17 protein-coding genes and 2 pseudogenes are annotated in these 14,534 nt (G+C 69.1%); 13 read left to right on the forward strand and 6 right to left on the reverse strand.

The features are described from left to right. Positions 1–61: 61 nt before the first annotated feature. Positions 62–454: a Rid family hydrolase gene (locus ACFOW8_RS25315; protein ID WP_378554673.1), complete on the reverse strand. Its 393-nt coding sequence runs from the start codon at positions 452–454 to the stop codon at positions 62–64. Between ACFOW8_RS25315 and ACFOW8_RS25320 the strand changes: the two are divergent. Beyond that, positions 420–692 (forward strand): annotated as a pseudogene (locus ACFOW8_RS25320) (winged helix-turn-helix transcriptional regulator); the annotation flags it as partial. The gene ACFOW8_RS25315 and the pseudogene ACFOW8_RS25320 sit on opposite strands and share 35 nt — an antisense overlap. Positions 693–721: 29 nt before the next feature. Here ACFOW8_RS25320 and ACFOW8_RS25325 read toward each other — a convergent pair. Beyond that, on the reverse strand, positions 722–1,540 hold the full coding sequence (locus ACFOW8_RS25325) for an ABC transporter permease subunit (RefSeq protein WP_378553991.1): 819 nt from the start codon (positions 1,538–1,540) through the stop codon (positions 722–724). A gap of 36 nt (positions 1,541–1,576) precedes the next feature. Beyond that, the gene (locus tag ACFOW8_RS25330; RefSeq protein ID WP_378553992.1) at positions 1,577–2,494 is read right to left on the reverse strand and encodes an ABC transporter ATP-binding protein; all 918 of its coding nucleotides are present in this window, start codon (positions 2,492–2,494) and stop codon (positions 1,577–1,579) included. 73 nt (positions 2,495–2,567) lie between these two features. On the opposite strand from ACFOW8_RS25330, the gene ACFOW8_RS25335 reads away from it, so the two are divergent. The 4 genes and pseudogenes from ACFOW8_RS25335 to ACFOW8_RS25350 all read left to right on the forward strand — a co-directional run. Next, the gene (locus ACFOW8_RS25335; RefSeq protein WP_378553994.1) at positions 2,568–3,035 is read left to right on the forward strand and encodes a GbsR/MarR family transcriptional regulator; all 468 of its coding nucleotides are present in this window, start codon (positions 2,568–2,570) and stop codon (positions 3,033–3,035) included. Between the two features lie 186 nt (positions 3,036–3,221). Then, positions 3,222–3,392 carry a helix-turn-helix domain-containing protein gene (locus ACFOW8_RS25340; protein WP_378553995.1) on the forward strand — a complete coding sequence of 57 codons (171 nt, stop codon included), beginning with the start codon at positions 3,222–3,224 and terminating at the stop codon, positions 3,390–3,392. 109 nt (positions 3,393–3,501) lie between these two features. Continuing rightward, entirely contained in the window at positions 3,502–3,723 is a 222-nt protein-coding gene (locus ACFOW8_RS25345) for a LysR substrate-binding domain-containing protein (RefSeq protein WP_378554674.1), read from the forward strand. A 172-nt stretch (positions 3,724–3,895) separates the two neighbouring features. Continuing rightward, positions 3,896–4,129, forward strand: a pseudogene (locus ACFOW8_RS25350) (recombinase family protein); the annotation flags it as partial. On the opposite strand, the gene ACFOW8_RS25355 reads toward ACFOW8_RS25350, so the two are convergent. Continuing rightward, positions 4,092–4,838 (reverse strand): SAM-dependent methyltransferase, encoded by a 747-nt coding sequence (locus ACFOW8_RS25355; RefSeq protein ID WP_378553996.1) that lies wholly within the window; start codon positions 4,836–4,838, stop codon positions 4,092–4,094. The pseudogene ACFOW8_RS25350 and the gene ACFOW8_RS25355 sit on opposite strands and share 38 nt — an antisense overlap. Positions 4,839–4,932: 94 nt before the next feature. Here ACFOW8_RS25355 and ACFOW8_RS25360 point away from each other — a divergent pair, with 94 nt between their 5' ends. After that, on the forward strand, positions 4,933–5,844 hold the full coding sequence (locus ACFOW8_RS25360; RefSeq protein ID WP_378553998.1) for an FAD-dependent oxidoreductase: 912 nt from the start codon (positions 4,933–4,935) through the stop codon (positions 5,842–5,844). A gap of 88 nt (positions 5,845–5,932) precedes the next feature. Continuing rightward, entirely contained in the window at positions 5,933–6,568 is a 636-nt protein-coding gene (locus ACFOW8_RS25365; RefSeq protein ID WP_378553999.1) for a hypothetical protein, read from the forward strand. A 7-nt stretch (positions 6,569–6,575) separates the two neighbouring features. Here the strand turns inward: ACFOW8_RS25365 and ACFOW8_RS25370 are convergent, their stop codons facing one another. Both ACFOW8_RS25370 and ACFOW8_RS25375 read right to left on the reverse strand, forming a co-directional pair. After that, the gene (locus ACFOW8_RS25370) at positions 6,576–6,995 is read right to left on the reverse strand and encodes a hypothetical protein (protein ID WP_378554000.1); all 420 of its coding nucleotides are present in this window, start codon (positions 6,993–6,995) and stop codon (positions 6,576–6,578) included. Beyond that, positions 6,983–7,495 (reverse strand): DUF4158 domain-containing protein, encoded by a 513-nt coding sequence (locus ACFOW8_RS25375; protein WP_378554001.1) that lies wholly within the window; start codon positions 7,493–7,495, stop codon positions 6,983–6,985. Before ACFOW8_RS25375 ends, ACFOW8_RS25370 begins: the two co-directional genes overlap by 13 nt. A 702-nt stretch (positions 7,496–8,197) precedes the next feature. On the opposite strand from ACFOW8_RS25375, the gene ACFOW8_RS25380 reads away from it, so the two are divergent. The 6 genes from ACFOW8_RS25380 to ACFOW8_RS25405 all read left to right on the forward strand — a co-directional run bounded on the left by ACFOW8_RS25380 (position 8,198) and on the right by ACFOW8_RS25405 (position 14,473). Beyond that, a complete protein-coding gene (locus tag ACFOW8_RS25380; RefSeq protein ID WP_378554002.1) occupies positions 8,198–9,205 on the forward strand; it encodes a hypothetical protein in 1,008 nt (335 codons plus the stop codon). A 10-nt stretch (positions 9,206–9,215) separates the two neighbouring features. After that, positions 9,216–9,401 (forward strand): hypothetical protein, encoded by a 186-nt coding sequence (locus tag ACFOW8_RS25385; RefSeq protein WP_378554003.1) that lies wholly within the window; start codon positions 9,216–9,218, stop codon positions 9,399–9,401. A 77-nt stretch (positions 9,402–9,478) separates the two neighbouring features. After that, a complete protein-coding gene (locus tag ACFOW8_RS25390; RefSeq protein WP_378554004.1) occupies positions 9,479–10,924 on the forward strand; it encodes a S8 family peptidase in 1,446 nt (481 codons plus the stop codon). Between the two features lie 55 nt (positions 10,925–10,979). Continuing rightward, entirely contained in the window at positions 10,980–12,185 is a 1,206-nt protein-coding gene (locus tag ACFOW8_RS25395) for a GNAT family N-acetyltransferase (protein WP_378554005.1), read from the forward strand. 71 nt (positions 12,186–12,256) lie between these two features. Then, on the forward strand, positions 12,257–12,841 hold the full coding sequence (locus ACFOW8_RS25400; RefSeq protein WP_378554006.1) for an HdeD family acid-resistance protein: 585 nt from the start codon (positions 12,257–12,259) through the stop codon (positions 12,839–12,841). A gap of 216 nt (positions 12,842–13,057) precedes the next feature. Next, on the forward strand, positions 13,058–14,473 hold the full coding sequence (locus ACFOW8_RS25405; RefSeq protein WP_378554007.1) for a three-helix bundle dimerization domain-containing protein: 1,416 nt from the start codon (positions 13,058–13,060) through the stop codon (positions 14,471–14,473). The last annotated feature ends 61 nt before the right edge of the window (positions 14,474–14,534 follow it).

Genomic DNA, 14,534 nt, shown 5'->3' on the forward strand with positions numbered 1-14,534 from the left:
TGTGCGCTCGGCTATCGGTGTGTGGAACAGCGATCCGGAACCGGCGCGCACCCCACTGGGATCAGTCCGTGAGCGCGGTGGCCTCGACTTCGACGAGGACGTCGGGTTCGAAGAGGCTTTCGACACCGATGAGCGAGGCCGGGGGTAGCGGCAGGGGCAGTCCGATCTCGGGGGCGACGGCTTCGACGCCGGCCATGAAATCGCCGATCTTGTCCGCGGTCCAGGCTGTCACATAGAACGTCAGGCGCAGCACGTCGGCGAAGGTCGCGCCCGCGGCGGCCAGGCCGATGGAGGTGTTGCGCAGCGCTTGGGCGACCTGTCCGGCCAGATCACCGGGCGCCACCGCGGTCCCATCGCTGTGTCGGGCGATCTGGCCGCTGACGTGGACGTGCACGGCCCCTGTTCCCACTGCGACGTAACGACCTTGCCGCTTCAACGAACTGCGTCGGGCCATCCCGCAGGTCACCCAGAAGTCGCTCACCGCCACGCTGCGGCGCTTGGAGCGCAATGGTGTGATCGAGCGTGAGGTCGTGTCCACCCGCCCGGTGGCCGTCAGGTACCGGATCACCCCGCTCGGCAAGTCTCTGTGCCCACCCATCGACACACTGCTGGCCTGGGCCTCGCAGAACATGGCCGCGATCGACCGCGCCCGCGAATATTTCGACGATCACGAGGAGACCAGTCGATCCTGACCGAGGGGGTCGCCTTCTCGACCATGGCCTCAGCCGAGGTCTCGACGGGTGAACCGGTAGGTGCCTGCGGTGACGAGGGCGATCGAGGCGGCGGCGAGGACGACGACAGCGAGGGGATCGATGCCGTGTCGCAGCGGTTCGCTGTCGATGTAGTAGTGGAACGGCGACAGGTAGGCGAGCCCTCCGAGGCCGATCTGGTCGGCGAAGGTGTGCGCGGCCCAGGCGGTCACCCCGGCGACCGCGGTCACGGCGAACACGGTGCCACGGCGCCCGGTGACGGCGCCGATGGCGGTGGCAAGGGCGCCGAAGAGCACCGTGAGCAGGACCAGATGCAGGCATTGCGCGGCGAACCGGCCCGCACTGATCGAGGTCAGTTCGGCGCTGCCCCGGATGGCGAGCATGGCCAGCCACAGGACGACACCGACCCCGGTGGCCGCCGCGACGAGTGCGGCGAAGCGTTGCAGGAGCAGCGAGGCGCGGGTGATGGGGTGGGCCAGGAGCAGGTCGAGGGTGCCCGATTCCTCGTCGGCGGCGGTGACGCGCGCGCCCAGCGCGGCGCCGAAGAACATCGCCAGCAGCGCGACGAGCAGGCCGAAGACGGTGGAACCGAGGTATCCCGCTGCGGATCCGATGTCGTTCATGTTGAGCGCATCGCGCAGCCCTTCGGGCAGGTTCGCGGTCTGTTCGGCGCCGTTCTTCGCCATCTGCGGGTAGAAGCTGGCGTAGGCGACGGCGGCGACGGTGATCCCGGCGGTCCAGCCGAGCAGGCCGCGCCGGGTGGTACGCAGCGTTTCGGCGACCACGACGGTGTGTGTGGTGGCGATCGAGGGTTCGATGGTGGTGGTCATCGCGGATGTCCTTCGGATACAGGGTGATTCGGGTGGTCAGGCGGCGGTGCGCGGTGCGGCCTCGGCGCCGGCGTAGTGGCGGTGGAAGATCTCGTCGAGGTGTGGTTCGGTGGTGGTCAGCGCGATCACGGTGTGTCGTGCGGCGGCTTTGACCACCGCGTCCGGCGTTCCGGACAGGCCGGCGCGCAAAATGGTGCCGGAGGGGTCGAGGTGCGGTTCGACCAGTCCGGGCACGGTGCGGAACTCCGCGAGGGCGACGGGGTCGGCGAATCCGATCTCGATGCGGCGGATGGCCGAGGCGCGTAGGTCGGCGACCGTGTCGAGGGCGACGAGGGTGCCGTCGCGCAGGATGCCGACGCGATCGGCGACGGCTTCGACCTCGTCCATGATGTGGCTGGACATGAACACGGTCTGACCGGACCTCGCGGCGTCGGCGACCAGCTCGAGGAAGGTCTGCTGGACCAGCGGGTCGAGGCCGGAGGTCGGTTCGTCGAGGATCAGCAGTTCCGGGGTGTGCATGAAGGCCTGTACCAGGCCGACCTTCTGGCGGTTCCCCTTCGACAGACTCTTGATCGTCGCGGTCGGGTCGAGGCCGAGCCGGTCGCAGAGTGCGTCGATGCGTGGCTGGGGGACACCGCCGCGCAGGTGGGCGAGGAACCGCAGGCATTCGCGTACGCGCTGGCCTCCGTCGACGACGAAGTCACCGGCCAGATAGCCGATGCGCCTGCGCAGGGCGACACCGTCGTGGCGGGGGTCGAGTCCGAGCACGGTCGCGGTTCCCGAGGTGGGCCGGATCAGATCGAGCAGGAGCCGGATGGTGGTCGATTTGCCCGCGCCGTTGGGCCCCAGGTAGCCGAACACCTCACCGGCGCGGACGTCGAGAGTCAGTCCGGACAGTCCCCGGCTGGTGCCGTAGGTCTTGGTGAGGTCGCGGATCTCGATGGCGTTGTTCATGTCTCGAACGGTATCGAAGATTCAGAGATTTGTGAAGATTATGAAGTGTGCGAAGGTTCTGTAGGGTGGGCGCATGGATTCCGACCAGAGGCTTCGAGACGCGGCCGAGCGGCTGGCACTGACGCTGTCGCAGGGCGGCATGCAGAAAACGACCGCACGGGTGATGACGGCCCTGCTCTACACCGAACAGGACACGATGACTGCGGCCGACCTGTGCGAACAGCTGTCGATCAGCACCGGTGGGGTATCGACCGCGATCAAGCAGCTGACCCAATCGGGCATGGTGGAGCGGGTGCCTGCGCCGGGCAGCCGCCGCGAGCACTACCGGTTTCCCGAGGGCGTGTGGGCGCGCCTGTTCTCCCAGCAGAACATGATGCTCGAGGTGATGAAGAACGCCGCCGTGGTCGGCCTGGACGCGACGGGGCGCGACACTCCGACTGCCAAGCGGCTGCACGAGATGCAGGACTTCTACGGCTACATGGAAACAGAGCTGCCCGCGCTCATCGACCGATGGCGCGAGAAGCGCGACGGCGAGGCCTGACCCCCGGACCGGATTCGACCTGGCGGCAAGGCCTCACGATCGCGTTCACCCGAGATCAGGGCAAGAGGCAGGTCAGCGTCGCGTACAGGGCGAACATGGTGGGCCTTTCTGCTGTGGAACCGATGTCCTCCAGCCTCGCGACATAGTCTGTTGCCCGTCCAATACCCGCATCCATAACCTGAAGGCATGGATGTCGACACCCGGCTGCTGCGCTATTTCTCGGCGGTGGCCGCCGAGGGCAACCTCAGCCGCGCCGCGCAGCAGCTCCCCATGTCGCAGCCTTCGCTGACCGAGCAGATCCATCGCCTGGAGGACCTGCTCGGCGTGCCGCTGTCCTCCGTTCCCGCTCCGGGATGACGCTCACCGCGCCGGGCCGGGTGCTCGCTCAGTCGGTCGCACCGCTGCTGGACGGCTGGCAACGCGCGGTGACCGAGGTGAAACGGCGGCAGCCGAACAGGATCGGGTCCTGCGGGTCGGGTTCCTCGCCAGCGCCGCGAACGAGGCGACACCGCGGATCATCGGCGCGTTCAGTGAACGGCGGCCTGGCCGGCGGGTAGAGATGCGGCAGAGCTCCTGGTGGGATCCCACCGCCGGGCTGGCGGCAGGGGAGGTCGACGCCGCGCTGCTGCGGGTACCGTTTCCCGCCCAGGAGTCCTGGGGGGATCGAAGTCCTGCTGACCGAACCTGAAGCTGGCCCGAGTCACGAAGCAGCCCCCTGAAATCCCTGCGGGCGTTCCGTTGGCCGATCCACCAACGGACACCTCGGAGCGTGAATATCGGCCCAGCTCACTGGTGTTCCGTAGGGGTGTTCCGGAAACCATCCCGATCAACCCCCGCTATCCGGAACAATTCGAGCATGGGTGAGCCGTTCCGGGTGGGGTGCTGCCGCTGCTCCACCGACGGGGCAAGACGTCGAGATCCAAACCGACCAACTCCTCGCACTCGGAGTCCCACGCGAACGGATCTTCATCGACAGTGGATTCTCCGGCACCACCCGCAAGAACCGCACCGGCCTGGACAATGCGCTCACTGCGGTCACCTCCTCAGCCGCCGCGGTCACCGACCGGCAGGTCGTGCTGACCACGACGAAGTTCGACCGATTCGCCCGCAACATGGCCGAGGCCGGCGGAATCCTGACCGGTCTGCGCGAGCGACTGACGTTCGGTCACTTCTCGGGTCCAGAATGTCATGTGGTGCGTGAGCGAGAAGTATCAGCGCCGCTTGCGTGCCGACGGCGGGTTCGTGGCCGTGATGGCGGTGCGCCGGGACCGACACCCGCTCGAGTCGTTCGATCCGCAGCCCGGCCGCGGTGATCCCCGCGCGCAGGTCCGCGGCGGTGATCAGCTCACCCGGAGCCGACCATGAGGTGCGCTCTGCATCCCATTCGCCGAGCACGAGCGTTCCGCCGGGCGCCAGGGCCGCGGCGATGGTCATGAAGGTGGCGGCCTGCGCGGTCGGGCCGAACGGTAGGGCGTAGGAGCTCAGTATCAGGTCGTATCGGTTCTCGGGCTGCCAGTCGACGCTGTCGCCGAGGACGAGTTCGAGGTCCAGTCCGCGCGCGCAGGCGCTGGCGCGGGCACCGGCCAGGGCATGGGGGGCGATGTCCACGCCCGTGACCCGCCATCCTCGGCGCGCCAGTTCCAGGGCGTTGCCGCCCGCTCCGCAGCCCAGGTCGAGCGCGGTGCCCGGGGTCAGGTCGACGGTGTGGGCGAGCAGTAGTTCGTCCGGGGCCATCGTGTCGCTGCCGTCGCCGCGGTAGATGGCATCCCAGTCGAATGCGTGGGTGTGCTGGGTCTCGGGCATGGTGTGACCTCCATCGGCTTGTCATGAATGACCGTCAGTCAGTAGTATGACCATTGGTCAGTCGTCCGGTCGAGTCGCCCTTGGAGGCACACCCATGAATCCCATTCACTACGACACCGTGATCGTCGGCGGCGGCCCCGCCGGCCTGGCCGCGGCCATGGCGCTCACCCGCTACCGTCACCGCTCGCTCGTCGTGGAATCCCCCGAACCGCCGCGCAACGCCGCCTCTCAGGGCATGCACGGCCTGATCGGGCTCGACGGGATCAGCCCGGCCGACCTGCGTGCGCGCACCTGGAAAGATCTCGACGCCTACGGCCTGGCCACCCGCGCCGACACCCTCGCGCACGACATCACCCGAGACGAGGACGGATTCACCGTGACCCTCGCCGACGGCACCCAGGCGCGTGCCGGGACGGTGCTGCTGGCCACCGGCATGGTCGATATCCACCCCGATATCGACGGCTTCGCGGCGTGTTGGGGCCGCACGATCATCCACTGCCCGTTCTGTGTCGGTGAGGAGAACGCCGACCGTGCCTGGGCGGTCATGGCCGCCGAACCCGACTTCGCCCCCATGGTCCCCGACGCGTTCCGGGCCTGGACTTCCGACGTGGTGGTTCTGTCCCCGCCCGACCTCGAGGGCGCGAGCGAGATCCGAAACCGGTTGCGCGAGCAGAGCAGCGACCTGATCCAGGGCGAGATCGCCCGCTTCGTGCACCGTGACGGCGAGCTGTCGGCGATCGAATTCACCGACGGCCGAACCCTCGAACGGCAGACACTGCTGTGGCATCTGCCCCAGCGGCAAGTGTCGCTGATCACCCGGCTCACCGAAACCCTCGGACTGGCACTGGATTCCGGTGGCCTCGTGACCGTCGACGAGCATCAGAAAACCAACATCGCCGGGCTCTACGCCGCTGGGGACCTCGCCACAACTGAACAGGGCGCGATGAACTCCGCCGGCGCGGGCGCGGCCGCCGCCGACGCGATCCACTTCGCCGACTTCTTCTGAGCAACCACCCACACCACCCCTCGCGGCACCGGCGTCGCGGCTCCCGCACGCGGTGCCGGTCCGGTCCGGCACCCCACGGAGGCACCCCATGTCCGCTCTCGCGAGTTTCCCCGACTACCTGCGGCGCATCGGCGATCGCACCCCGCTCTACACCGCGGTCGCCGAGTGCACCGGCGCGCAGCGAGTGCTGTACCCCGGCAGCTACCTCGACATCGCCCCCTCCTACGTGTGGCCCGAGGTGACCTACCTGGATTCGGATGCGCGGGCCCGCAAGGCATTCGCCGATCCCGAGACACCGCTGTCGCTGGTTCGCGCTCACCGCCGCTACACCGTCGAACCCGCCATCACCTTCGTCCCCGGCGACTACACGCGCACTCTCGCCGAACTACCCGCCGCCCAATGGGACCTGGCCATTTCGCTCTACGCGGGACCGATCTCCGAGCATGTGGCCCGATGCCTGCGCCCCGGCGGATGGCTCCTGGCCAACAACAGCCACGCCGACGCCGGACTCGCACACCTGAACGCGCGCTTCGAACTCGCCGCCGCCGTCCACCACCGCTCCGGCGTATATCGCCTGACCACCGACGGTCTCGACCGCTACTTCCAGCCCGCCCGACTACCGCACCCGACCCGCGAGCAGCTCCTCGCCGGTGGGCGCGGTGTCCGATACACGCGCCCCGCCGATGCCTACCTGTTCCGCGCATCCAGGCACCCGCAGGACTGACCCCGCCTCACGCGCAAACCCTTCGATCCGACCTCGGCGAGCTGCGTAACACAGTCCGGACTCGTGCCTGGAACACCCGGTCGTTGGCCTTGGCCTCTTTCACCGGTTCCCGCAACGTCTTCTCCCCGACCACCGGGTACAAGGCTTCGCGCACGATGCCGTCGGGGTGATCGACGGCCGCTTCGGCGAGCCGGAACACGATGTTGTCCTTGCCGCGCACTCGTCGCAGGTCCTCGGTCAGCTCGTTCTCCACCCGCCGATCCGCCCGTGTGTTCACCTTGTGCACCAGCTCGATCAGCAGATCCACCAGCGCATCGGTGAACAAGTCCGGCGGCAACTCGAGCGCGCGCACCGCGGCTAGTTTGTCCACCTCCCGCAACAGTGTCTCCAAGCTGGCTTTGCCCGGACCGGACTTCAACTCCGCCAACAGATTCCGTCCTCGTGCCAGCGGCGCCGCGCCGACCCGATCAACCGTTCGATCCGTCCCGGCGTCGTGGGTTCGATCCGTTCCACCCGGCAGCGCACCAGCAGTGCTTCACGCAGCTGTTCCTCGCGCAGCTCGACCGGACATACCTCGGCGGCCAACCAGCGGGCGAGCTTGTCCTCATCACCGACACTGAACCCACGGAAGCCGAATTCCTCCCGGATCTGTTCGCGGTGGTACTTGGCCGACCGGCCAGACCACGGATAGGCGTCGAGCTCTATCGGATCGACCTTCAGCTGCTCAGCCATGTAGACGATCGCTACAGCAGGCAATTCCTCCGGGCCGCGAGGAGACCGGGCTTCCGACTCGAAGAATTTCAGGAAGACCCGAAACCCAACCGAGTCGCCCCGGCCTTGTTTCCCACCAACTGCCAGTCGTTCCCGACCAGCATCCACGACCCGATCAGATCCTCGGGCGACCACTCCTGACGCACGCCCGGTCACGCTAGACGAAATCGCCTGCCACCAATGCTACTTTGCACGTCCTGACAGCTTCAGGATTCCGGGGCCTATCTGGCCGAGCGCTGGGAGATGACGCAACGGCATCAGGGCGGCCGCGAGCACACTCCCGGGCTGATCGTGCGCGTGATCGACCAGACCGAGTACGAGATCCGCACCGCCCGCTGAGCGAGCAGCTCCGGCGGTCCGCCGATTCCGAAGACCGACCACTCTGGCGGAACCAGTGTCCGAGGCAGCCGGAGGCCCCCTGCTCAGCGCTCGGGCTACAAGTCAACCGCATCGACGGATGTCGCACGGTCGTACCACCGTCCCTAGTTTCCGATGCGTTTCGTTGCATATACGTAGCGTATGCACCAACCAAACGAAAACGTAAATCAGGCAAGGCCATGCAAACGTCACCTGAAGTCTGACCGCCGATAATGTTCACTTATCGGCGGTCAGCCGGAGGGGTCCTCACATCGAGATGTGTACGGGCGACACGGATTTCGTTTCGTGTAATACGTGTGGAATTGACGAAATCAACGTTACGATTCTCCGGTGTCGAGCGTCTGCAACTTCCCCGGCTGCACCAAGCCCATTACCCGCGGCGGTGGCCCGGGACGTCCCTCCGAGTACTGCGACCATCCCGACCACACACGATGGCGGGCATGGCGGGAGCGGCAGCGGCAGCTCCAGGAGTCGGAGAGGGTGGGGGAATCCGTCACTGTGACGCCACAGGCGCCGGTGACGGCGGCGCGGTTGCGGGCCGACGAGCTGCTCGGACAGTTCCGCGGCCTGGCCGAGCAACTGGGCACGACGCTGACGGCCGCGGTGGCCGAACTGCAGACCCTCGGTGATCCGTCCATCGCGGAAGCGCAGGTCCAGGCGGTGCAAGCCGACGCGGCGCGCCGGATCGCGGAGGCCGAGATGGCGACCGTGACCGCCGAGCAGGCGCGCCGCGAGGCCGAGGACGCACGGGCAATGGCCGAGTCGGTCGCTCAGGACGCCGCCGCTGCCGCGGAAGCCGCCGAGCAGGCAACGACCGAGGCCCGCACCGCCCGCGACGAGGTCCTCGCCTCGGTCGAACAGCTCACCAAACAGGCCGCCGACGATGTGTTCGTGGCCCGCAGCGACGCCGACACCGCGATCCGTGCCGCGCAACGCGAGGCCGCCGAAGCGGCCGAGGCCGCGCAGCAGGACGCGGCCGCGAGGATCGCCCAGGCCGAACAGCGCGCCGAAGCCGAGATCGCCGCCGCGCGCCGCGATGCCGACGCCCGCGTTGCCGCCAGTACCGCCGAGCGCGACCTGGCGATCCAGCGGGCCGCCGACGCCGATCGCGCCACCGAACGCGCCGAACAGGCCACCGCCGAACGTGTGGAAGCCGCCGCCGAGGCGCGCGAGGAGTGGCGCAGGGCGCGCGCCGAACTCGATACCGCCCGCACCGAACTCGACCGCACCCGCGCCGAACTCGCCGAACTGCGTCGCACCGCGGCCGCCGAGGCCGCGCAACACCGGAGCGAATCGGCCGCCGCGCTCGAGCAGGTCAGAGCCGACGCCGCGCACCGCATCGCGGCGCTCGACGACGCCCGCAGGCAAACCCTGGCTCGCGCCGAACGCGCCGAACACCAGCTCGACGAACTGCTCGCCGCGGGCCGGCCTGCCGAATCCGGGGAGCCGATCGCGCTCGCGGGCACGGTGAGCGACGGTGTGGACTAGCGTAGGCGCCATGACCGACCAGCCAGGGCCACTCGAATCCACCCGGGAATTCTCCGCCGCCGAGCTCGCCGCGTGGCAGGACGACGAAGACACCTACACCGGGCCCTCGCCGCGCATCCGGCTCATCGCGATCCTCGTGGTGGCGGCGATGGTGCTGGGCGCGGGCGCCACGACCCTGGCGATCGTGCTGTCCTAGGTAAACGCCGCGCCTGTTCGAATCCGGTTGGGGCGCAATGCTGGCGGGCCGGCGGCGGAGCCTGTTCACTGGTAGGCATGGCTTCCACCGCTCGACCGAGCAGGCAGCGGCGCCCGGGGGTGCCGGGGCCCGCGGTCGCACCCGCCGAACTCGTTGTCGTCACCACGTCGGCCGGGCCGCGGATCACCCCGATCGCCCTGCGGGAGAACCGGTCCGCCCGCGCCCACCTGGACCGGATACTGCCCGATGCCGCGCATCTGGTGCCGATCTTCGGCCCGGACAACCGGTTGGCCGCGCGATTGGCCGGGACACCGCAGGCGTCCGCCGCCTGCGACTACCTGAGCTACTTCACGGTCCAGGGACAGGCGGGTGACCTGGGGGAGCTCGCCGACCGGTTACGTCGTGACGACGCCGTCGCCGCCGCCTACGTGAAACCGGCGGCCGAGCTTCCGCTCGCTCCGCTGACCGAGAACGTCGCCGCCCCCGACGCGCCCGCGGTGACCCCCGACTTCCGTGACCGGCAAGGATATCTGGACGCGGCGCCGACCGGGATCGACGCGGCCTGGGCACACACCAGGCCCGGCGGGCTCGGCGCCGGGGTGCGGGTGATCGATATCGAGGGTGCGTGGCGGTTCACCCACGAGGACCTGCGCCAGAACCAGGGTGGCGTGATCGGCGGGACCTCGTCGACCGATCTGGGGTGGCGCAATCATGGCACCGCCGTGGCCGGCGAGATCAGCGGTGACCTCAACGCGGTGGGGGTCACCGGAATCGCACCCGAGGCGCATATCCGGGCGATCTCGGTGTTCGGGATCGGGTCGGCGACCGCGATCAGATCCGCCGCGGACACCCTCGATCCCGGCGATGTGCTGCTGATCGAATTGCACCGGCCGGGACCGCGATTCGACTACCGGGGACAACCCGACCAGCGCGGGTACATCGCCGTCGAATGGTGGCCCGACGATTTCGCCGCCATCCGCTACGCCGTCGGCCGCGGCATCGTCGTCGTGGAAGCCGCAGGCAACGGCAACGAGAACCTCGACGACCCGGTCTACGACGCCAGGCCCGGTGACTTCCCGGCGACCTGGCACAACCCGTTCCGCGGTGGGTCCGCCGATTCCGGTGCCGTGCTGGTCGGCGCAGGCGCGCCGCCGCCAGGGCTGCACGGCCGAGACCATGGTCCCGCTCGATCCCGCCTGCCGTTCTCGAACTACGGTGCGCGGCTCGATGTCCAGGGCTGGGGCCGGGAGGTCACCACCACCGGCTACGGCGATCTACAGGGCGGCGGCGACGAGGACCTGTGGTACACCGACGAGTTCAGCGGCACCTCCAGCGCATCCCCGATCGTGGTCGGCGCCGTCGCCGCCTATCAGGGCATCCGTGGATCGAACCGGGCCACCCCCGACGAGATCAGGTCGCTGCTGCGCGATACCGGCTCGCCGCAGACCGCCGTGCCAGGCCGGCCCGCGGGCCAGCGCATCGGGAACCTGCCCGACCTGCGCGCGATGCTCGGCCGGGGGTAGCCCCCGCCGCGAAAACCGGATGTGCCCGGCGGGGGTACCGTGGGAAGGTACCGATATGGCATCGACGAAGAGCGTAACGATCCGGTCGGCGACCGCGGCGGACAGCGCGGCGATCATCGATCTGCAGGAAACCGGTTTCGGGATGCGCCTCGGCGCGGACGAAGCCGCGCTGAAAGGCGAGCTGTTCCCGGTCGAACGGTCCCTGGTTGCCGTCGACGGTGACCGGATCGTCGGGCACACCGTCGACCGGACTATGACGGTGACTGTGCCGGGGGAGCGCAGTGTGCGCGCGTGCGGTGTCTCCGGTGTCGCCGTCGCGCCCACCCATCGGCGGCGCGGAATCCTGCGCGAGCTCTACACCGCCCAGCATGCCCGCACCGAGGCCGACGAGTTGCCGCTGACGATCTTCACCGCCAGCGAGGGCACGATCTACGGCCGTTTCGGCTACGACACCGCGATCGTGGCCGACACAGTCGGGATCGACCCCCGGCGCGCCGAATTCCGCCCGACCACACCGGATCCGGGCGGAGTCTCGATGGCGACCCTTACCGAGGCGGCACCCCATATCCGCGACATCTACCAGCGATGGCAGCGGGTGGTCCCCGGCGCCCAGGTACGGCCGGAAGCGAAGTGGGAACTGTTCTTCGCCGATATCGAACGGCAGCGCGGCGGCGGCACCTCCCTGTTCGCGGTCGTCCATCCCGACGGGTATGCCCTCTACCGGCGGCACTACCGCGACAATCGGTCCGCGCTCGCGGTCTGGGAATTCCGGGCGCTGACCACCGACGCGCATGCCGCGCTGTGGCGGGTGCTGCTCGGCATGGACCTGGTCGACACGGTGGAAGCCGAGATCGCCGCCGACGATCCGCTGCGCTATCTGCTGACCGACCCCAGGGCGGTGCGGGTCATCCGGCACGGCGACACCCTGTGGGCGCGGCTGATGGATGTACCCGCGGCGCTGACCGCGCGCACGTACCGGCACGACGTCGACACCGTGCTCTCGGTGCACGACCCGTTCCGCGCGGCAGGCGGCACCTTCGCCCTGCGGGTGCGCGACGGGATCGCCGAATGCGAACCCACCGACCGGCGCGCCGAGCTCACCGGCGACATCGCTGTGCTCGGCGCCCTGTATTTCGGTGCCCACCGGGCTCGCGACCTCGCTGCCGGGCATCGGATCCGGGTCGAGAACCCCGCCGCGCTGCGCGATCTCGACGCGGCGTTCACCACCGACCGCGCCCCGGAACTCGGCTGGTTCTTCTGACCCGGCGCCGATGCCGCGCCACACAACGGCAAATCGTCGGCTATCCGCGGTTTCGGGCCTATCGTTGGCACGTGCCCGTGAACGACGGGGAGGGGAAACCGAGCGCCGACACCCGGCAGGCGATGCGGATCGCCGGCGGGTGTTCGATCGTGCTCGGCCTCGCCACCCTGGTGTGGCCGGGGCGCACCGAATCGAGCCTGGCACTGCTGTTCGGCAGCATGTTGCTGGTGAGTGCGCTGATGCAGGGCTATCTGGCGGTGCGGGCCAGGATCTCGCCGCTACTGCGCGTCCTGGTCCTGGTCAGCGCGGTACTCACGATGGCCTTGGCGACGCTCGCCTACAGCGGCGGCAATATCGAACTGCTGGCGCTGTGGATCGGGATCGGGTGGGCGGTGCGCGGCATCGTGCAGGCGCTGGTCGCGGTGTGGGAGGACCAGCGGGCCGACAGCTGGCTGCACGAGGTGTGTGGATTGTGCACCGCGGTGATCGGGATCGCGGTGATCGCCATGAAGTTCCAGACCGTCACCGGGCTGGCCAATGTCGCCGGGGCCGCGCTGGTCGTCATCGGGGTGCTCGAGTTGCTCACCGGTGGGGTGGTGCCCGGTGTGCTGCGGTCGCGCCCGGCACCGGAGCAGGCGGCGGCCGAGCAGGCGTAGCCGATCCTCTACGCGCAGTACGGAATTCGTGGTTTTCGCGAACGCCGGGCCAACGGCATCTTGCGGTCTGCGGATCGGGCGGCGAACACTGCGTGCCCGACCGTTCACCGCTGGGGCAACTGTGCTCGGCGCCGGTAGCGTGGCCCGCGGCGTACGCCCGGGAGGCCGGGTCGACGCGCCGTGTCCGCAGCCCGATGTGTGCCAAGGAGAGATGTCGTGTCGCGCGTTACCCCCGGCGAATCCGCCGATACCGTCCAGCGGGAACAGCTGGCGATGCGGCGGATGACCGAGACCCTGGTCGAGGACCTGTCCGAGAACGTCCCCGCCGATCAGGTGACCTCGGCGATCGGCGCGGCCCATGAACGCTTCGCCGGCAAACCGATCCGGGAGTTCGTGCCGATCCTGGTCGAGCGGATCGTGCGTAACGAACTGGGCGACGCCGAGCCTGCCGTGCGTATCCCGGTGCCTGCCCGCGCCGTGGCGGCGCAGCCCGAACAGCAGCCGTCGATGAGCGAGCGGGCCAAGCGGGTGGTGAGCAGGCGCGGGGTGCTGCCCCTCTCGATCGGGGCGGTCACCGTCACCGCCGCGGTCGCCGCGGGCGTGACGCTGCTTCCCGGCGGCGCCGAGACCCCGGCCGCGGCGCCTGCCGGTGCGCCGCCCGCGCTGGTGCGCGGTGTCGTCGGCTCGGAGAAGGTGTCGTTCTTCCGTGACGAGCGGGTGGTGCGGGTACTCGCCGACCATGGTGTGCGGGTGGAGGTGGAACCGGCAGGGTCGCGCCAGATCGCGACCACCGTCGACCTCACGGAGTTCGATTTCGCGTTCCCGTCGAGCAGTCCCGCCGCCGAACGCATCCAGCGTCAGCAGAACATCACCGTCAAGTACACGCCGTTCGCGTCGCCGATCGCGATCGCGACCTACCGCCCGATCGCGGACCTGCTCACCGCGGCCGGGGTGATCGCACCGGGGGCGGTCCCGGTCTTCGATATGAACCGCTATCTGGAGCTGACCGGCACCGGCGTGCAATGGGACGACCTGCCCGGCAACACCACCTACCCGGTGGCCAAGAACATCCTGGTCTCGACCACCGATCCGCGCAGCTCCAACTCCGCGGCCATGTATCTGTCGATCGCGAGCTATGTGGCCAACGATCACACCATCGTGCGCGGTGCGACCGCCGAACAGCATGTGCTGCCCGCGCTGTCGAAACTCTTCCTCGCCCAGGGCTACACCGACAACAGCAGCGAGGGCCCGTTCACCCAGTACCTCACCAACGGCATGGGTCCGACCCCGCTGGTCTGCATCTACGAGGCCCAGTTCGTCGAGGCGGCCGGGGAGGGCAAAATCGCCGCGGACATGGTGCTCACCTACCCGACGCCGACGGTGCTGTCCAACCACACCCTGGTCCCGCTGAACGACACCGGCGACACGATCGGCAAGCTGCTCACCGAAGACCCGCAACTGCGCAGGCTGGCCGCCGAACACGGGTTCCGCACCGGCGACAGCGCCGAGTTCGCCGCCATCGCCGCCGAGCGGAAGGTGGCGGTGCCCACCGATCTGATCGACGTGGTGGATGTTCCCGCCTACGAGACCCTCGAACGCCTGCTCGACGGAGTCGCGGACGCCTACAACTGACGCCCCCTCCGGCGTCGGCGGCCCCCGGTTACCGTGGTGGCGTTGGTGCGGACACGGAGGA

The sequence above is a fragment of the Nocardia rhizosphaerae genome, from assembly GCF_042650365.1.
GTDB classification, from domain to species: Bacteria; Actinomycetota; Actinomycetes; order Mycobacteriales; family Mycobacteriaceae; genus Nocardia; species Nocardia rhizosphaerae.

Coding starts and splice junctions, on each gene's coding strand:
- ACFOW8_RS25365 (WP_378553999.1), top strand. CDS start 5,933: ATGTCCGCTCTCGCGAGTTTCCCCGACTACCTGCGGCGCATCGGCGAT.
- ACFOW8_RS25335 (WP_378553994.1), top strand. CDS start 2,568: ATGGATTCCGACCAGAGGCTTCGAGACGCGGCCGAGCGGCTGGCACTG.
- ACFOW8_RS25360 (WP_378553998.1), top strand. CDS start 4,933: ATGAATCCCATTCACTACGACACCGTGATCGTCGGCGGCGGCCCCGCC.
- ACFOW8_RS25395 (WP_378554005.1), top strand. CDS start 10,980: ATGGCATCGACGAAGAGCGTAACGATCCGGTCGGCGACCGCGGCGGAC.
- ACFOW8_RS25330 (WP_378553992.1), bottom strand. CDS start 2,494: ATGAACAACGCCATCGAGATCCGCGACCTCACCAAGACCTACGGCACC.
- ACFOW8_RS25385 (WP_378554003.1), top strand. CDS start 9,216: ATGACCGACCAGCCAGGGCCACTCGAATCCACCCGGGAATTCTCCGCC.
- ACFOW8_RS25390 (WP_378554004.1), top strand. CDS start 9,479: ATGGCTTCCACCGCTCGACCGAGCAGGCAGCGGCGCCCGGGGGTGCCG.
- ACFOW8_RS25355 (WP_378553996.1), bottom strand. CDS start 4,838: ATGCCCGAGACCCAGCACACCCACGCATTCGACTGGGATGCCATCTAC.
- ACFOW8_RS25340 (WP_378553995.1), top strand. CDS start 3,222: ATGGATGTCGACACCCGGCTGCTGCGCTATTTCTCGGCGGTGGCCGCC.
- ACFOW8_RS25325 (WP_378553991.1), bottom strand. CDS start 1,540: ATGACCACCACCATCGAACCCTCGATCGCCACCACACACACCGTCGTG.
- ACFOW8_RS25315 (WP_378554673.1), bottom strand. CDS start 454: ATGGCCCGACGCAGTTCGTTGAAGCGGCAAGGTCGTTACGTCGCAGTG.